A 17,223-nucleotide genomic window follows, 5' to 3' on the forward strand; every position below is an offset into this window, starting at 1 on the left:
TTTGCCCCTATCCTAGGCGTATCCCCTTGGGGAATTTGGGTGCAGAGGAGTAAACTTTATGGTCTTGAGTCGAGACGTTAAATCTTCCCCGGAACAAAGTTCTAGGGTTTCGTCAACGTTATCCGGCTACCGTTTGGCGGAATTGATTCGTCAGCGGGCTTGGGTGGAAATTGACCAAGCGGCCTTGGTGCATAACGTCCAGCAGTTCCGGCAGTATGTGGGGCCGAAAACCAATTTGATGGCGGTGGTCAAAGCTGATGCCTATGGCCATGGAGCGATTCGAGTGGCCCAAACTGCGTTACAGGCTGGGGCCGATTGGTTGGCGATCGCCACTTTGGGGGAGGGCATCGAACTAAGGGAAGCGGGCATCACCGCCCCCATTTTGATCCTGGGGGGTATTAATAGCCCAGAAGAAATTGAAGCCATTGCCCATTGGCGGCTACAACCAACCCTCTGCTCCCCAGAACAAGCCCAATTGTTTAACGATATCTTGGCTAAGTTGGGCAAGGTTTTACCAGTACATCTCAAGTTAGATACGGGCATGACTCGGCTCGGTACCCCCTGGCCCCAGGCGGTCAACTTTGTTGGTTTGGTGCAATCTTTACCCCAACTACAGCTAGCCAGTTTATATTCCCATCTGGCCACAGCGGACGACCCCAACACCGCCACCATGCTCCAGCAACAGCAGCGTTTTACCACGGCGATCTCCAGTTTGCGCCAAGCCCAATTGCCGATACCCCAATTACATTTAGCCAACTCTGCGGCCACCCTCCATGGCCCCGCTTGGCACTACGACATGGTCCGGGTAGGTTTAGGTTTGTATGGCCTTTATCCCGCTCCCCATTTAGGCGATCGCCTGGATTTAAAACCCGTATTAACGGTACGGGCCAAAATTACCCAGATCAGAACCATTCCCCCCGGCACTGGGGTTAGTTACGGCCACCAATTCGTCAGTGAAGAAACCATGCCCATGGGGGTGGTGGGCATTGGCTATGCGGATGGTGTCCCCCGTAATCTTTCCAATCAATTGAAAGTGCTGGTGCGGGGCCAACCGGTGCAACAAATCGGGGCTATCACCATGGATCAAATGATGGTGGATTTACGGGGCATTGATAACCCCCAAGTGGGGGAAGTGGTTACTCTCATTGGCCAAGACGGCGATCGCCAAATCACCGCAGACCATTGGGCCTCCACTTTGGGTACCATCTCCTGGGAAATTCTCTGTGGCTTCAAACACCGCCTACCCCGCATTCTTGTTTGATTAGGCGTAGTTAATCTCTTTCAGCTATCATTTTTGACCGGAAAAATTGCCCAGTTCCTAAGCTCCTAAGGCCTAAAGCCCATTACCTCAACCATTTGATCCCTCACGAACAGACGATCACCCAAAAAACAAATTACCATGGTGGTGGGTAGCTACTGTTAAATTCTCAGTATGTTTACCTTTCCATTGATATAAAAATTTTTTGACTAGCATTGGGTAATTTTTTATCAAAAAGACCAATTTATTTGCGTTGGGTACTGATTTTTCCCTCAGTACTCCAGGTTTTGCTAACTGGGGTGGTCTTGCTTTTGTTGGCACCACAATTGGATTTTTTTGACCAACTTAATAACAATGTTCCTCTTTTTTTGGTTTTGGGCATTGTCATTTTCCTAATTCCCACCCTAGCTAGCCTTTATATTGCTTGGTCGGTTATCAAACCGCTACGGCAACTAGTCACTGCAAGTCAGAGTCTGGCCGGAGGCCGTTGGCAAAGGCCACTGTCTGAACCAATGGCCATTGCAGAAATTCAACAGCTAGCCAAGGCCATCAATGCTATGGCCCTGCGGTTGCAGCAAACCCTAGAGCAGGACAGGGAAGACTTTCAAGGCTCAAAGGAATTGTATCAGCGAGTAGTACAAAATCAAACAGATTTTATTTTGCGCTCCCAACCAGATACCACCATCACCTTTGCCAATGACGCCCTTTGTCAAGCTTTAGGGCTTTCTTTAGCGGAGGTAATCGGTTTGCAATGGCTGGATTTCATTAGCGAAGACGATTTAAACATAGTACTAGAAAAAATAGCCTGCTTAACTCCAGAAGAGCCACAATTTATCAATGAAAATCAGGACCAAAGGGCGGGAGGCGTAGTGGGCTACACCCAATGGATTAACCGGGGGATTTTCAATGACAATGGTCAACTAATTGAAATTCAGTCCGTTGGTCGGGATATCTCGACCCTTAAAGAAACCCAACTAGCGTTAAAACAAAGTCAGAAATTTATTGAAAGCATCGCTGAAGCAACCCCCAGTCTTCTATACATATATGACCATGTTAAACAAAGTAATGCCTATAGTAATCGTTCTGTAGGTGAGTTTTTGGGTTATTCCCCTGAAGAAATTAGAGCAATGGGGGCCAGCTTGTTTGCAAATATTTGCCACCCAGAAGACTTGCCACGAATTTTAGCCGCCATCGAAAATTGTCAAAAATTAAGGGACGGTGAAATACTTGAAATTGAGTATCGCGTCAGGGATGCTAGACAGCGATGGCGCTGGCTCCTGAGTCGAGACTTAGTTTTTACCCGCACAGAAACAGGAGAACTTTGGCAAACCTTAGGCACAGCCCAGGATATTACCCAACGAAAAGAAGCAGAAATAGAGTTACAAAAAATCAAAACTTTCCTCGCTTCCATTGTGGAAAATATTCCTGACATGGTCTTTGTTAAAGATGCAGAAAATTTGAGATTTTTAGAATTAAATAAGGCTGGCGAAAATTTAATTGGTTATACCAAGGAAGAGGTATTAGGAAAAAGTGACCACGATCTATTTCCGCAAGAGCAGGCTGAATGGTTTATCCAAGAAGACCAAAAAGTTTTATTATCAGGGAAAGTTAAAGATATTCCTCGGGAATTTATTCAAACTAGTCACGGGGGAGTACGTGTTCTACACACTAAGAAAATTCCCATTGCGGACGAAGTGGGTAGGGCAAAATACCTATTAGGGATTTCAGACGATATTACCGAGCTACTCGAATCAGAACAACGTTTACAGGAATTAGCTCGTCATATTCCTGGGGTAATTTATCAGTTTAGGATGCGTCCCGATGGCACATTTCACTTTCCCTATGCCAGCGAAGGTATCCGTGATATTTATGGCGTTACCCCTGAGGAAGTGCGGGACAATTCCGATGCAATTTTAGCAGTGCTCCATCCCGACGAATTAGATGGACTTTTTCAATCAATTTACACTTCAGCGGCAAATTTAACCCCTTGGTATTATGAATACCGGGTTTATTTTCCCGAAGGAAGGGTTATCTGGGTATTGGGTTACGCCACTCCCCAACGGGAAAGTGATGGGGGAACTATTTGGCACGGTTACATTAAAGATATTACTGAACAAAAAGCTAAAGAATATCTACTAATTACGGAAAAAGAGAGAGCAGAAAATGCCGAAAAAATTCTAAAAAAAGCTCAAACTCGCCTCGAACGATTTAATAAAAAATTGAGTTATCTAGTGGATATTGATGGACTAACAAAAATCTCTAATCGCCGCTGTTTTAATGTGCGTATTAAGCAGGAATGGGGCAGATTATCCCGGTCTCAACAACCGTTATCGCTGATTTTATTTGATATCGATTATTTCAAAAATTACAATGACTATTACGGTCATCCCCAGGGAGATAATTGTTTGATTAGGGTAGCTCGGGGGGTAAGAAGGTCCGTGAGTCGCCCGGCGGATTTGCTAGCTCGTTTTGGGGGAGAAGAATTTGCCATTATCCTGCCGGAAACTGACGGAGAAGGGGCTCTACTGGTAATGCAAAAAGTTGTTAATGCCATCGCCCAGTTGGCGATCGCCCATGAAGCTTCCCCCATCGGTGGGCAAATCACCATTAGCTTAGGCATCAGCACCCAGTTTCCTTCTAAGGAAAATTCCCCCAGGACCCTCATCGAGCAAGCAGACCGGGCCCTGTATGAAGCAAAACGCCGGGGGAGAAATCAATATGTGGTCTGGACGGAGGAACTGGAAGGGGAGTCCTCACTTTCATGAGGTCCCAAAGCTAGGACAGCATCCTTGAGAGCTTCAGAGCGGTCGATATAGCAATTACTTTCGGGTACAAAGCGAAACACTTCCAATTTTTCCAGGCGCCGTTTGGTTTGGCCCGTTGCTCCCACAATGTACACTGCTCGACCTTTTTCCGCTGCCTCTTCAATGGCATTTTCTAGGGCCAGGGAAGCGGTTACTCCCAAATGGGGTACATCACTAACATCGAAAACAATCGCGTCACATTCTTGAATGGCATTATGTTCCCTGGCGATCGCCTTAGCCACCCCAAAAATCATCGGCCCACTTAGTTGGAAGAGCAACACCCGGCCATTGCCCTCATCTAACCAACGTTTTTCATTGGCGGAAAGGAGAATTTCGTCGTCAGCGTCGCTAATACTTTTCACCGCTTCGGACTGCAACGCACTCATACGGTCAATGGTGAGAATATTGGCAATAAATACACCTATACCGACTGCTGCAATTAGATCCACCAGCACCGTCAGGGCGATGACTGCATACATAATCAATGCCCCTTTGATGGAGACATGGTGAGCCCGCTTGAGGAAACCCCAATCGATAATGTCCACCCCAACCTTGAAAGCAATACCCGCCAATACGGCCAGGGGAATGGTAGCCGCCAATTTAGCCGCCCCAAGAATCACCACCAATAACACCATCGCTCGGATCAAGCCAGACAGGGCTGTGCGTCCCCCGGACTGGATATTTACCACCGTCCCCATGGTGGCCCCAGCTCCCCCCAAACCACCAAATAAACCAGACATCACGTTGCCGATGCCCTGGCCGACTAATTCTTTGTTGGAGTTATGTTCTGTGCGGGTCAAGCTATCAGCCACTACCGAAGTCAGGAGGGCATCAATACAGCCCAGCATCCCCAAAACGGCCGCATCGATCAGCATCCTCTGTAACTGATCAGCCTGGAACATTGGTAGTTGTAGAGCGGGCAAGCCGGCCTGAATTTCGCCAATGCGACGGATATCCAGATCGCCAAACAGACTTATAGAAATAATTGTCCCTAACACCAAAGCCACCAATTGGGGTGGAGCAAACTTTTTCCAACGGGAAGGCATAAACCAAATAATGCCCACCGTCATCAGGGCCAATAGGGTCTCCACTGGTCTGACATTGCTAACCAGATTCGGTAGGGCCTGGAGGGTGCCAATCACTCCCCCCTTGGGATTAGCTTGGCCAAGGAAGGGGGCCAACTGCAAAATCACCAAAATAATGCCAATGCCAGACATAAAGCCGGAAATGACGGTATAGGGCATCATGGTGACGTATTTGCCCAATTTGAGCAAACCAAAAGCAATCTGGAACAGCCCCGCCATCATCACCACGGTGAAGGCCATGGCTAAGCCATTCTCGGGATCCGCCGCTACTAAACTGGCAATAACTGCCGTCTGTACCACAGTCATGGGCCCGGTGGGTTCCGAAATCAAGGTGGGGGTGCCGCCAAACAAGGCCGCAAAGAAACCCACAATCACCGCCCCCCAGAGTCCGGCCGTGGCCCCTGCTCCAGAAGCAATCCCGAAAGCTAGGGCCATGGGGAGGGCAATCACCGCCGCTGTTACCCCGCCAAAAATATCCCCCTGCAGGTTCCTAAAATTAATTTTGTTAGTTATTTGCATTATTCAATTCCCCAAAAATGGGTTAGTCATAGTCTTTAATCTATTCAAAACAGATTTTCATAGAGAATATTCTAGGGCTGATTTTTGTTTCAGACAATGATACAGATAGATGAAATCTATATGACATCCTGGCCTTAACCCTTTGATGGTGAGCTTCATCGATGTCCCACTGCCAAGCTTGGCAATGGTCAATCCCCCTCAGCTCTGGTTGGGCAAGTTTTTGCCTGGTTATTCCCCTAAACTGCGGGGATCCAGGGCATCCCGTAGGCCGTCCCCCAATAGATTAAAAGCCAACACAGTCAAAATAATTAGTACTGCCGGGGGCCACACCAACCAGGGTTGTAACACCAAAATAGAAGCATTGGTGGCAATGGAAAGTAAATTGCCCCAACTGGGGTCCGGTTGTTGAATGCCCAGGCCGATCAAGCTCAGTACTGATTCGGCCACAATGAATCCGGGCACTGCTAGGGTGGCGGAAATAATGATGTAACTGGCGGTTTGGGGCAAAATGTGGCGCACAATAATCCTTCCGGCTCCGGCTCCCATGGCTTTGGCGGCTTGGACGTATTCCTGTTGTTTGAGGGAAAGCACTTGGCCTCGAATTACCCTAGCTAGCCCAGACCAACTAATAAAAGAAGTAATTACCACAATGAGCAAAAACCGTTGGGCACTGCTCAAACCGGGAGGCAGTACCGCCGCTAGGGCCACCAACAGATAAATGCCGGGGATGGTCATCAGCACTTCCACCAAGCGCATTAAAATAACATCCAGCCATCCCCCAAAGTAGCCGGCAATGCCGCCCACTATCATGCCTAGGGGAAAGGAAATGGTAATCCCAATTAAGCCAATAAATAAACTAATGCGGCCGCCGAATAACAGACGACTAAATTGATCTCGTCCCTGTTCGTCTGTCCCCAAAAGGTTCAATTTACCGGGCCCTAGGGTGCCAATTAAATGGCGATCGCCTGGGATGCCTGGAAAAATTTCCACCGGGGTAAAACTGGGGGGCAAGGGCAATTTAATTTGTCCCCAGACGTAACTATCTCCTTTAACCCAAAGGCGGACTGGGGAAGGTTGGCTGAAATCCACTTCTAGGGGTCTTAATCCCGTTTCTAAATTCGTGGGTAACTGGCGGGTGGGATAAACAGTGGGCCCGATCCATTGCCCCTCCGGTGATTGCCAATAGATTTGGGTAGGGGGCAACAGGGAACCATCTACTTGGGCATTGTAGGGATTGTAGGGGGCAAAAATATCTGCGCCAATGACAACGACGTAAAATAACAACAGCAGGATGGCACCCCAACGGGACAGGCTATTGCGTCGCAGTTTTTTCCACCAATCCATAAAGATTTGTCCCCTAGCAACGGCCGCTATCCAAATCCAGATAACGCTCAATCAACAAAATAGCAACAATATCATCCACCGGGCGGGGGGGAGTCCTTAAACCGAGGGGTACCAAACGCCCCAATCCTTGAGGGGGATACATTTGCCAATATCTTTGCCTGGCTTCCACGGTACTATTTTTTTCGTTTACCAATGCTAGGGCCATGGCTGGGGGCAAATAACTTTGCAGTTCTTTTTGCCATTGTTTAGCAGTGGTTTGATTACCCATTACCACTTGTCCCACTTGATATTGCTCACACAGGGACGGTAATCGCTGGGGTACCTCCTGAGCCGGAATGGTTTCGTGGTACAAAATCTGGCGATCGCCAGTCATTACCGCCACCCCGCATTTATCCCGACCGGGGTCAAATCCTAAATAATTCATACAATTTGCCAAATTTTTCACCGGGCTAACGTCCCATGGTAATGGCTAGGCCGTTATCACAAAACTAGTCCTCAAAAGGCGTTGCCAAGGCCTCATACCATTGAAAAGTACCCTCTAGATCCTCCCTGTAACGGAAAATTGTTGGCAAACTCCTTGATGGGAATTGAAGGTAGGTTTTCCTTCTGCAGTCGGTTCCGGGTCTGATAGAGAGAAAAGACCGTTGAGTATATCATGGGCATATAAGACGTTTTTGTTGGTTGCCACTGCCTTGCATAGCGAAGTTATTTGTTTTCCTCAACTGCCCCTCGCTGTTTATCGGGAAATCGCGGCCCATGTGCAACAGCTTGCTGGTGTGACCGCTACCCTTCTAACTCCCACTTTTACCCAGTTTGACTATTACAACAGTCAGGTGGGCGGCCTAGAGCTGACTCTACAGGATGATCTTTCCCCTGGCGATCGCCAAGTTATTGAGGAAATTTTGGCCTTCTATGCCGGTCGATATGGAACTCCGGAGCGACGACCCGCCATGGTTTCTTCCTACACCGCCTAGATTCCATTGCCCCCACTGCCCTCAATTTGATGGTTGCTAACCCTGCCCTGCCCCCCCAAAACATTGAAGCTGAAGAATATATCCTCGGGGGTATTCTGCTTGATCCAGAGGCGATTGGTCGCATTATTGACCTCCTAGTGGTGGATGCTTTCTACGTCAAAGCCCACCGTTTAATCTACGAGTCCATGCTCAGCCTCCATGGTCAAAGTCAACCCACGGATTTAATGTCCGTCAGCAGTTGGCTCCAAGACCACCATCACCTAGAGGCGATCGGGGGCATGGTGAAATTAACTCAGTTGTTGGACCGTACCATTTCTGCGGTGAACATTGACCGTTTCGCCGTTCTGGTGATGGACAAATATTTACGACGCCAACTCATTGCCGCAGGGCATGACATTGTTGATTTAGGCTATGAAACCAGCAAAGAATTAGAAACAATTTTCGATGAATCGGAACAAAAAATATTTCGCCTTACCCAATCCCGACCCCAAGCAGGGTTAGTACCGCTATCGGAAACCTTAGTTAATACCTTTATTGAGCTAGATAAATTACACGAAAAATTATCCAGTCCAGGGGTAGAAACCCAATTCTATGATCTTGATGCAATGACGGGGGGATTACAACGGGCAGATTTAATTATTTTGGCTGGAAGACCATCGATGGGCAAGACAGCATTCGGTTTAGGAATTGCCGCTAACATTGCTAAAAATCAAAATTTGCCAGTGGCTATTTTTAGCCTAGAAATGTCCAAAGAACAGTTAGCATTAAGACTGCTAGCTAGTGAATCTTTAATTGATAGCAACCGTTTGCGGACGGGACATTTTAGCCAGGCGGAATTTGAGCCTTTAACGGCGGCCATGGGCACCCTTTCTAGCCTCCCCATATACATTGATGATACTGCAAGTATTTCAGTGACCCAAATGCGGTCCCAAGTGCGTCGCCTCCAAAGTGAACAAAAAGGCCCCCTGGGCATGGTTTTAATTGATTATTTACAACTGATGGAGGGTGGTAGTGATAATCGAGTGCAGGAACTATCAAAAATCACCCGTTCTCTCAAAGGTTTAGCTAGGGAAATTAATGCGCCGGTAATTGCGTTATCTCAGCTCAGTCGGGCAGTAGAATCGAGAACTAATAAGCGACCAATGATGTCAGATTTGAGAGAAAGCGGATCGATCGAACAGGACGCCGATTTAATTATGATGATTTATCGAGATGAATATTATAATCCTGACACCCCAGATCCAGGGGTAGCAGAACTACTAATTGTTAAACATAGAAATGGGCCCACTGGTGTAATTAAATTATTATTTAAACCAGAATTTACCCAATTTTTAAATTTGCAACAGAGTCGGGATTACTAGATTTGCGAAATTTGTTCATCAGCAGGCTTTGCAAATACACAGTTATCTTGAGCACATCGGGTGCGGTACAGTAAAAGCTGTTAATTTGTTATCCAAACTACCCTAGCCTTCGCTGCTATGCTTCCCCTATGCGAGAACAGATTTCTGTCCTTACCCAAAATCTTAGTCAAACCATTGTGGGCAAGGATGAGGCCATTCGTTTAGTGTTGGTGGCCCTGTTGAGTGGAGGCCATGCTCTGTTGGAAGATGTGCCCGGTGTGGGCAAAACCCTCTTGGCTAAGTCCCTGGCTCGTTCCATTAACGGTAAATTTCAGCGGGTGCAGTGTACCCCCGATTTATTGCCCACCGATATTACCGGCACTAACATTTGGAATCCTAGTAGTCGTGAGTTTGAATTTTTGCCTGGCCCGGCCTTTGCCAATATTCTCCTGGCCGATGAAATTAACCGAGCTACCCCCCGCACCCAGGCGGCTTTGTTGGAGGTGATGGAAGAAAAACAAGTCACAGTGGACGGTGAAACCCGGTTAGTGCCCCATCCCTTTTTTGTCATTGCTACCCAAAATCCCATTGAGTATCAGGGGACTTTTCCATTGCCGGAGGCGCAGTTGGATCGTTTTGCCCTTTCCCTTAGTTTGGGTTATCCCTCGGAAGCAGAGGAACTGAAAATGCTCCAGCGTCAACAAAATCCAGAGGCGATCGCCGTGGGGGATTTACAATCCTGTATCTCCTTGGAGGAAGTGGAGGCATTGCAACAGGCAGTGCGGCAGGTGAAATTGACAGAGGATTTGCAACAATATCTCCTGCGTTTAGTGCGGGCTTCCCGAACGGATGAAGATGTGACCTTGGGGGTCAGTCCCCGGGGGACAACAGCTCTGCAACGGGCCACCCAAGCCTTTGCCTTTTTGGAGGAACGGGACTATGCCATTGACGACGATGTCAAGTTTGTCGCCCCCCATGTGTTGGCCCATCGGTTAATTCCCGCCAGTGGCAAAGATCCCAAGGCAATTTTGCAAAGAATTTTAGACCGGGTGCCCATTGGTGATTAATTGGGATCGTTGTGCCCCCCATGGCCAGTGACTCCAGGGGGCTAATATCCATGTCTACTTTCGTTAATTTCTCATTGTCCAACGGTGCTTTTCCATGGCCAACACCCCCATTTTGATTACCGGTGGAGCAGGCTTCATTGGTGCTAACTTTGTTTACCATTGCGTTCAAACCTACGGCGATCGCCCCATGGTGGTTTTGGATGCTCTCACCTATGCGGGGCACCGAGCCACCCTAGCTCCTTTGGAAAAACTGCCTAATTTTCGCTTTGTCGAAGGAGACATTGGCGATCGCCCTTTGGTGGATCAACTATTAAAGGAAGAACAGATTGAAACCATAGCCCATTTTGCAGCGGAATCCCATGTGGACCGTTCCATTCTTGGCCCTGGAGCCTTTGTGCAAACCAATGTGGTGGGCACTTTCACCTTGTTGGAATCCTTTCGGCAACATTGGCAAAGCCGAGGCCAACCGGCCCAGTTTCGTTTCCTCCATGTTTCCACCGATGAAGTTTATGGCAGTTTAGCCCCCGATGAACCGGGTTTTTCAGAAACCACTCCCTATGCCCCCAATAGTCCCTATTCCGCCTCCAAAGCCGGCAGTGACCATTTAGTGCGGGCCTATTTTCACACCTACGGCTTGCCCACCTTAATTACTAATTGTTCTAATAACTACGGCCCCTATCAGTTTCCCGAAAAGCTTATTCCCCTCATGGTCCTTAACATTTTGCGCGGAGAAAAGTTACCAGTATATGGGGATGGACAAAATGTGCGGGATTGGCTTTATGTCCAGGATCATTGCCGGGCTTTGGACTTAGTTTTAACTAAAGCCTTACCGGGACAAACCTATAACATTGGCGGCAACAATGAGGTTAAAAATATTGAATTGGTGGAACTTTTATGCGACCTCATGGACGAATTGGCTCCTAATTTGCCAGTTAAGCCGGCCCGAAAACTGATTAGCTATGTCACCGATCGCCCTGGGCACGATCGCCGTTACGCCATTGATGCCAGCAAAATTAAACGGGAATTGGGCTGGGAGCCAGAAGTGACAGTGGAACAGGGATTAAGACAGACCGTGCAATGGTATTTGGACAATGAAGCTTGGTGGAGACCCCTGTTGGGGTAACGGGTCTTTGGCAGGATGATTGCTGCCCCGTAAATGTTTCCCGACGGATTGGGCAATATTTATTGCTGGGGCTGATTTTGATTGTTTTGTTCTATCTGAATGCGGAGGGGGGCATCGGGTTTTTCCGTTAGACCGAGGCTATTTAGCACTTGCACCACGCCAAAGGCCACTAAGACCCCCAGCATTAGCCCTCCCACCACTAGGATCACAAACCAGTTGCGGGCTTTACGTAGGGCTTCCTCCCGTCGGGCCCCAGTGATGTCATCATATTCATCCAGATTGGAATTACCGTCGTTGGAGCCACCGTTGGGGGAAGGGAAAACCATAAAATTTTAGGGCGATCGTCAAAATAGCCCCTTAAGATTATCTCGATTTTCTGCCCTGGCAAAGGCCAAACTTCCCTCATCCTGCTCAAATCCTAAAATTGGAAAGGATTAAATTGGGATCCCTCGGCAGATTACTCTGATAATTTAGGTGCAAATTTATCCGGCACCTCCTGAAGATGGTCAAATTGCCAAGTGAAAGTTCCCACCCCAACAGTCAGGGAACGCAGTTCGATGATGAAATTTTGTATTTCCGCTTGGGGTAAATGGGCTGCTACCTGGTCCCAATTTTTCCAATCGGAGCGGGCTTCGTAACCTAAAATTTGGCCCCGGTGCCCACTGACCAACTGCAACACCCTAGCAGTGAACTCCCCAGGGGCCATCACTTCTACTTGCAAAATTGGCTCTAACAACACTGGTTGACATTGGGGCATTCCTTCCGTCATGGCAAGGCGAGCCGCCTGTTTGAAAGCCTGTTCAGAACTGTCAACGTTGTGGTAGGAACCATCGGTTAGAGTAACGGCTATATCCACCACCGGATAGCCAAGGGGACCCTTAGCCAGATACTCCCGCACTCCCATTTCCACCCCGGGGACATACTGTTTGGGCACCACTCCCCCCACAATGGTTTCATTAAAGCTAAAGCCACTGCCCCGTTCCAGGGGTTTGATGGTAAGGTACACATCCCCAAAAGCTCCATGGCCACCAGTTTGATGTTTATAGCGACCGTGAACTTGGGTGTCCTTGCGGATAGTTTCCTTGTAGGGCACTTCAGGTTGGCTGGACACCATGGGCAGTTTATATTGCCTTTCCAACCTTTCCAATGCCACTTTGAGATGGATTTCCCCTTGGCCCCAAAGGATTACTTCCTGGGTTTCAGGATTTTGCTCCCAGGTGAGGGAAGGGTCTTCCTCCACCAATTTTCCTAGGGCGGTGCTGAGTTTAACCTCATCTTTCCTCTGTTCCGGGGCGATCGCCAGACCATAGACCGGGGGCAGGGGGTCAACGAAGGGGAGGGGTTTAACTGCGGCGGTGGAGAGGGTGGCCCCAGTGTTGATGTTTTCCAACCGAGCTAGGCCGACAATTTCCCCCACAGTGGCGCTTTGCATCGACGTTTGCTGACTGCCAAAAAGACGGTAAATTCCCCCCAACCGTTGACCATTGAGGGCATCGGCCTCCTGTAAAGTGCCCTGCCAAATGCGGGCCAAGGATAACCGACCCTGGGGAGTGAAATAGGTTTTTAATACTTGGGCAATGACCGGCCCGGAGCCATCGGTACTCAAACCCCGGCGGGCCGCCGTCACACTGGGATCCGGTGCTTCTTTGATCAATACATCTAGCAATGGTCGGACGCCAAAATCCTGCTCCGCTACCCCCAGCACCACTGGCACAATTAAATCTGCCCCCAACTCCTGTTTGAAATCCGCTTCAATCTCTGCCTGGGGCGGTTCCACTTCCTCCAATAATTCTTCCAACAGGCGATCGTCAAAGTCCGCCAATGCTTCCAACATCTCCTGTCGGGCCTGGTGTTCCGCTCCGGCCAATGCCGCTGGCAAGGCAATGGGATCGGCCGCACTGCCACTGTGGTACTGATAGGCCTGCTCCGTAATTAGATCAATGTAGCCCTGCAACTCCTCCCCGTTGTAAATGGGGTACTGCTGGGGAATCAGGGGGCGGGAAGAAACACTTTTTAGGGCTTGTAGCACCTCCCCAAAGGGCTGTTTAGCTCTGTCCATTTTGTTGATAAACACCAAATGGGGAATGGCCCCATCGTCCAAAAATTTAAATAAAGGGGCGAGGGTCAAAACCCGGCTTACATCTGCCTCACAAACGATGACAGCAGTACCGGCCCCCATCAAGGCGTCGTAGGTTTCCTGGGCAAATTCGATGGAGCCTGGGCAATCGAGGAAATTTAAGTGCAAATTTTCATAGTCAATCCCCGCCACGCTCACTTCTACGCTCATTTTGCGGGCCTTGGCTTCGGGGCTACTATCACTCACCGTGTTGCCATCTTTGATATTCCCCTTACGGCTGATACTGCCACTGACCCACAAAACACTTTCGAGCAAGGTGGTTTTACCACTGCCATAGGGGCCAACAATGGCCACGTTGCGGAGGGATTCATTGGTGGGGTTGTTCATAAAAAAATACCTGAAAGGCTCTTATTGCTGAGCCTAACCCAGAATTCCCGGCCTCAAACCTCTCCGCAATCTCTTGTAAAATTCGGGCAGGAGATTGTTAACTCTGGTTAAGTTTCAGTGAGTAAAAAACGACATGGATTATCGGCAAGCGGGCGTGGATGTGGAAGCAGGAAGGGAATTTGTCAGCCGCATTCGGCAACAGGTGGAAAGTACCTTTCGCCCGGAAGTGATGGGGGGCATCGGTGGTTTCGCCGGGCTGTTTGAAATTCCCCCTGGCTATAAAGCCCCTGTGTTAGTGTCAGGGACGGATGGAGTGGGCACCAAGCTAAAAATTGCCCAGGCCATGGACTACCACCACACCATTGGCATTGATTTGGTGGCCATGTGTGTGAATGATATTTTGACCACGGGAGCAGAGCCGCTATATTTCCTCGATTATTTAGCGACGGGAAAATTGGAGCCGGCCCAGTTGGCGGACGTGGTGACAGGCATTGTGACGGGCTGTAAACAAAGTGGCTGTGCCCTATTGGGGGGGGAAACGGCGGAAATGCCTGGTTTTTATGGGGCAGGAGAATATGATGCGGCGGGTTTCGCGGTGGGCATTGTGGAAAAGTCCGAGTTGCTGAACGGCTCCCAGGTAAACATTGGCGATGTGGCGATCGCCGTGGAGAGTTCCGGGGTCCATAGTAATGGCTTTAGTTTGGTGCGAAAAATTATTGAGAGCAATGGTTGGCAATGGTCTGATTGTTTGCCGGAGTGGGAGGGCAAGTCCTTGGGGGAAATCTTTTTAGAACCCACTAGGATCTACGTCAAACCCATTCAAGTGTTATTAAAGTCGGGTATTGACATCCACGGCATGGCCCACATTACCGGCGGCGGGCTACCGGAAAATCTTCCCCGCTGTTTGGGCCCGGGACAATCAATTCAAGTCAAAGCTGGAAGTTGGCAACCCTTACCCGTATTTAACTGGTTAGCGGACAAAGGCCAGGTCAACTCCACCGCCATGTTGGAAACCTTTAATTTGGGGGTGGGTTTTGTGGTGCTGGTATCTCCAGAGCAGGGCCAGGCGACCCTAGACTTTTTCTCGGGGCAAGGTCTGGTGGCCAATCAAATTGGGCAGGTGATAGAAGGAAACGGTTCCTTCGTCTGGCTAGATTAAATCTGGGCTAGAAAAGCTTCTCAAAAGAGTATTTTTAGCCAAACATCTTTTTCAATGTTCATATAAGTAAAGAGACCATAGTCAAGACTCTTTTCCCGGTGGAGGAGGGACCGATCGCCATTGGTGGATGTTTTCTCACCTTCCCTAATTGGCCCTGGCTTGGATGACCTGTAAACTACCCCCGGCATAAAGACGCTGATCGATAACGGAGAAACCAGCTTGGTCCAGTAACGCCCCTAAATCGGTGTTAATTAACTGCCAGGCGGTTTCCGTTTCAAACAGGCCCATAAAAATTGCCAAGGGCGGCCAGAAAAGCCAATTACTGGGACGGTGTAAATCCACCAAGGTAAAAATTCCCCCTGGTTTAAGCACACGATGTACACCGCTGATAATGCTTTGCAGTTGTGTTGGAGTCATTTCGTGCAGGGCGACGCTGGTGTGGACTAGGTCGAATTCCCTATTTCCGAAGGGTAAATCTTCGGCTAAACCCTGGACGTAGGTCGCTTGGGGCACGTTAGTTTTTGCCCTGGCCAGGGCCTTGGGAGAAGCATCGAGCCCCACCACTGTGGCTCCGGTTTGAATCAAATAAGCAGTAGCTTGGCCACCCCCACAACATAAATCCAACACCTTCTGTCCCGGGGAGATGGCTAAATTTTCCAACGGCAATTGGTGGAAGCGCTTTTCTCCCCCCACATTCAAGGTCGCCAGGCGGGAAACCAGGGCGTAAACCCAGGGATATTGATAACTCCAAGTGCGGAAAATAGTTGCCATGACCTAGAAAGAAATTCGAACGACGTTTGTAGGGTGGGATTCTTTCCTTTTCGCCATCTATTGTTACACTTGGTAAAGAAACTGAAAATTATTCTACTAAGCTTAACAATTATGGGTCGTGTTGGGGTCTTACTGCTAAATCTTGGCGGACCGGAGAAGTTAGAGGATGTACGCCCCTTCCTTTTTAACCTGTTTGCGGATCCGGAAATCATTCGTCTGCCTTTTCCTTGGTTGCAAAAACCCCTGGCATGGCTGATTTCCACCCTACGGGCGAAAAAGTCCCAGGCTAACTACGCTGAAATAGGTGGCGGTTCCCCCCTCTTGCAGATTACCGAAGCCCAAGCTGCCGCCCTCACGACCCGCCTCGGACGCCTTGGTCAAGATGCCAAGGTGTACATTGGCATGCGCTACTGGCACCCCTTCACGGAAGAGGCCGTGGAAAAAATTAAAGGCGATCGCCTGCAACGGTTGGTAATTTTGCCCCTGTATCCCCACTTTTCCATTAGCACCAGCGGTTCCAGTTTCCGGGTGTTGGAGGAAATGTGGCGCAATGATCCTAGTTTGCGGCAGTTGGACTATAGCTTGATCCCTTCTTGGTACGACCATCCAGGCTATCTCCAGGCCATGGCGGATTTGATTGCAGAAGAGTTAAAGAAATTTCCTAATCCAGACCAAGCCCATATTTTCTTCAGTGCCCACGGTGTGCCCCAAAGCTATGTGGATGAAGCTGGGGACCCCTACCAGGCCGAAATTGAAGCCTGTACCCGTTTGATTATGCGGACCCTCGATCGCCCGAATCAATACACCTTGGCCTACCAAAGTCGGGTGGGACCGGTGGAATGGCTCAAGCCCTACACAGAAGAAGCATTGCAAGCACTAGGGGCGGAGGGCATTGATGACCTCTTGGTGGTGCCCATTAGCTTTGTGTCAGAACACATTGAGACCCTGCAAGAAATTGACATTGAGTACCGAGAAATCGCCGAAGAAGCAGGCATTGATAATTTTCAACGGGTGCCCGCCCTCAATACCCATCCACTTTTCATCGATGCCCTGGCCGAGATGGTGATGGATTCCCTCAACGATCCCCCCTGTACCTTTGAAACGGTGCCCCATCCCAAAAAGAACATGAAAATGTATCCCCAGGAAAGATGGGAATGGGGTTTGACGACGGCGGCGGAGGTGTGGAATGGTCGCCTAGCCATGTTGGGGTTCATTGCCCTGTTGGCGGAGTTGATCAGTGGCCAAGGCCCCTTACATTTTGTGGGACTGCTTTAGAAAACTTTTGCAAGCCTCCCAACCCCCAATTCTGGGGGAA

General features: G+C 49.1%; 14 protein-coding genes. 8 read left to right on the forward strand and 6 right to left on the reverse strand.

The window, feature by feature from the left end; all coding sequences use genetic code 11:
- The first annotated feature begins 58 nt into the window (after positions 1 to 58).
- Positions 59 to 1,261: an alanine racemase gene (gene alr, locus IQ217_RS09850; protein WP_194019807.1), complete on the forward strand. Its 1,203-nt coding sequence runs from the start codon at positions 59 to 61 to the stop codon at positions 1,259 to 1,261.
- Between the two features lie 245 nt (positions 1,262 to 1,506).
- Entirely contained in the window at positions 1,507 to 4,023 is a 2,517-nt protein-coding gene (locus IQ217_RS09855) for a PAS domain S-box protein (RefSeq protein WP_228024130.1), read from the forward strand.
- Here the strand turns inward: IQ217_RS09855 and bicA are convergent.
- The 3 genes from bicA to IQ217_RS09870 form a co-directional block, all read right to left on the reverse strand.
- A complete protein-coding gene (gene bicA / locus IQ217_RS09860) occupies positions 3,972 to 5,666 on the reverse strand; it encodes a bicarbonate transporter BicA (RefSeq protein WP_194019808.1) in 1,695 nt (564 codons plus the stop codon). The genes IQ217_RS09855 and bicA overlap by 52 nt on opposite strands.
- A gap of 228 nt (positions 5,667 to 5,894) precedes the next feature.
- Positions 5,895 to 7,010 (reverse strand): ABC transporter permease, encoded by a 1,116-nt coding sequence (locus tag IQ217_RS09865; RefSeq protein ID WP_194019809.1) that lies wholly within the window; start codon positions 7,008 to 7,010, stop codon positions 5,895 to 5,897.
- A 13-nt stretch (positions 7,011 to 7,023) separates the two neighbouring features.
- Positions 7,024 to 7,434 carry a pre-16S rRNA-processing nuclease YqgF gene (locus tag IQ217_RS09870; RefSeq protein WP_190597839.1) on the reverse strand — a complete coding sequence of 137 codons (411 nt, stop codon included), beginning with the start codon at positions 7,432 to 7,434 and terminating at the stop codon, positions 7,024 to 7,026.
- A gap of 253 nt (positions 7,435 to 7,687) precedes the next feature.
- Between IQ217_RS09870 and IQ217_RS09875 the strand changes: the two genes are divergently transcribed.
- From IQ217_RS09875 to rfbB, 4 genes are all read left to right on the forward strand, one after another.
- Positions 7,688 to 7,984: a hypothetical protein gene (locus IQ217_RS09875; RefSeq protein WP_228025747.1), complete on the forward strand. Its 297-nt coding sequence runs from the start codon at positions 7,688 to 7,690 to the stop codon at positions 7,982 to 7,984.
- A gap of 29 nt (positions 7,985 to 8,013) precedes the next feature.
- Positions 8,014 to 9,345 (forward strand): replicative DNA helicase, encoded by a 1,332-nt coding sequence (gene dnaB / locus IQ217_RS09880; protein ID WP_194019810.1) that lies wholly within the window; start codon positions 8,014 to 8,016, stop codon positions 9,343 to 9,345.
- 128 nt (positions 9,346 to 9,473) lie between these two features.
- Positions 9,474 to 10,391 carry an AAA family ATPase gene (locus IQ217_RS09885; RefSeq protein WP_194019811.1) on the forward strand — a complete coding sequence of 306 codons (918 nt, stop codon included), beginning with the start codon at positions 9,474 to 9,476 and terminating at the stop codon, positions 10,389 to 10,391.
- 94 nt (positions 10,392 to 10,485) lie between these two features.
- The gene (rfbB, locus tag IQ217_RS09890) at positions 10,486 to 11,514 is read left to right on the forward strand and encodes a dTDP-glucose 4,6-dehydratase (RefSeq protein ID WP_194019812.1); all 1,029 of its coding nucleotides are present in this window, start codon (positions 10,486 to 10,488) and stop codon (positions 11,512 to 11,514) included.
- 59 nt (positions 11,515 to 11,573) lie between these two features.
- Here rfbB and IQ217_RS09895 read toward each other — a convergent pair whose 3' ends face one another.
- Both IQ217_RS09895 and IQ217_RS09900 read right to left on the reverse strand, forming a co-directional pair.
- Complete coding sequence (locus IQ217_RS09895; RefSeq protein WP_190597835.1) at positions 11,574 to 11,840, reverse strand: hypothetical protein; 267 nt, start codon at positions 11,838 to 11,840, stop codon at positions 11,574 to 11,576.
- Positions 11,841 to 11,971: 131 nt separating this feature from the next.
- Positions 11,972 to 13,978 carry an elongation factor G gene (locus IQ217_RS09900; protein ID WP_194019813.1) on the reverse strand — a complete coding sequence of 669 codons (2,007 nt, stop codon included), beginning with the start codon at positions 13,976 to 13,978 and terminating at the stop codon, positions 11,972 to 11,974.
- Positions 13,979 to 14,111: 133 nt separating this feature from the next.
- On the opposite strand from IQ217_RS09900, the gene purM reads away from it, so the two are divergent.
- Complete coding sequence (gene purM / locus IQ217_RS09905) at positions 14,112 to 15,137, forward strand: phosphoribosylformylglycinamidine cyclo-ligase (protein ID WP_194019814.1); 1,026 nt, start codon at positions 14,112 to 14,114, stop codon at positions 15,135 to 15,137.
- 144 nt (positions 15,138 to 15,281) lie between these two features.
- On the opposite strand, the gene IQ217_RS09910 is transcribed toward purM, so the two are convergent.
- Positions 15,282 to 15,908 carry a class I SAM-dependent methyltransferase gene (locus IQ217_RS09910; protein WP_194019815.1) on the reverse strand — a complete coding sequence of 209 codons (627 nt, stop codon included), beginning with the start codon at positions 15,906 to 15,908 and terminating at the stop codon, positions 15,282 to 15,284.
- A 111-nt stretch (positions 15,909 to 16,019) separates the two neighbouring features.
- On the opposite strand from IQ217_RS09910, the gene hemH reads away from it, so the two are divergent.
- Positions 16,020 to 17,183 carry a ferrochelatase gene (gene hemH, locus IQ217_RS09915; protein ID WP_190597831.1) on the forward strand — a complete coding sequence of 388 codons (1,164 nt, stop codon included), beginning with the start codon at positions 16,020 to 16,022 and terminating at the stop codon, positions 17,181 to 17,183.
- Positions 17,184 to 17,223 lie beyond the last annotated feature (40 nt).

The sequence above is a fragment of the Synechocystis salina LEGE 00031 genome, assembly GCF_015207985.1.
GTDB classification, from domain to species: Bacteria; Cyanobacteriota; Cyanobacteriia; order Cyanobacteriales; family Microcystaceae; genus Synechocystis; species Synechocystis salina.

Bases quoted from the DNA above. Each gene is read 5' to 3' on its own strand.
- alr (WP_194019807.1), top strand. From the start codon at position 59: ATGGTCTTGAGTCGAGACGTTAAATCTTCCCCGGAACAAAGTTCTAGG.
- bicA (WP_194019808.1), bottom strand. From the start codon at position 5,666: ATGCAAATAACTAACAAAATTAATTTTAGGAACCTGCAGGGGGATATT.
- IQ217_RS09865 (WP_194019809.1), bottom strand. From the start codon at position 7,010: ATGGATTGGTGGAAAAAACTGCGACGCAATAGCCTGTCCCGTTGGGGT.
- IQ217_RS09870 (WP_190597839.1), bottom strand. From the start codon at position 7,434: ATGAATTATTTAGGATTTGACCCCGGTCGGGATAAATGCGGGGTGGCG.
- dnaB (WP_194019810.1), top strand. From the start codon at position 8,014: ATGGTTGCTAACCCTGCCCTGCCCCCCCAAAACATTGAAGCTGAAGAA.
- IQ217_RS09885 (WP_194019811.1), top strand. From the start codon at position 9,474: ATGCGAGAACAGATTTCTGTCCTTACCCAAAATCTTAGTCAAACCATT.
- rfbB (WP_194019812.1), top strand. From the start codon at position 10,486: ATGGCCAACACCCCCATTTTGATTACCGGTGGAGCAGGCTTCATTGGT.
- IQ217_RS09895 (WP_190597835.1), bottom strand. From the start codon at position 11,840: ATGGTTTTCCCTTCCCCCAACGGTGGCTCCAACGACGGTAATTCCAAT.
- IQ217_RS09900 (WP_194019813.1), bottom strand. From the start codon at position 13,978: ATGAACAACCCCACCAATGAATCCCTCCGCAACGTGGCCATTGTTGGC.
- purM (WP_194019814.1), top strand. From the start codon at position 14,112: ATGGATTATCGGCAAGCGGGCGTGGATGTGGAAGCAGGAAGGGAATTT.
- IQ217_RS09910 (WP_194019815.1), bottom strand. From the start codon at position 15,908: ATGGCAACTATTTTCCGCACTTGGAGTTATCAATATCCCTGGGTTTAC.
- hemH (WP_190597831.1), top strand. From the start codon at position 16,020: ATGGGTCGTGTTGGGGTCTTACTGCTAAATCTTGGCGGACCGGAGAAG.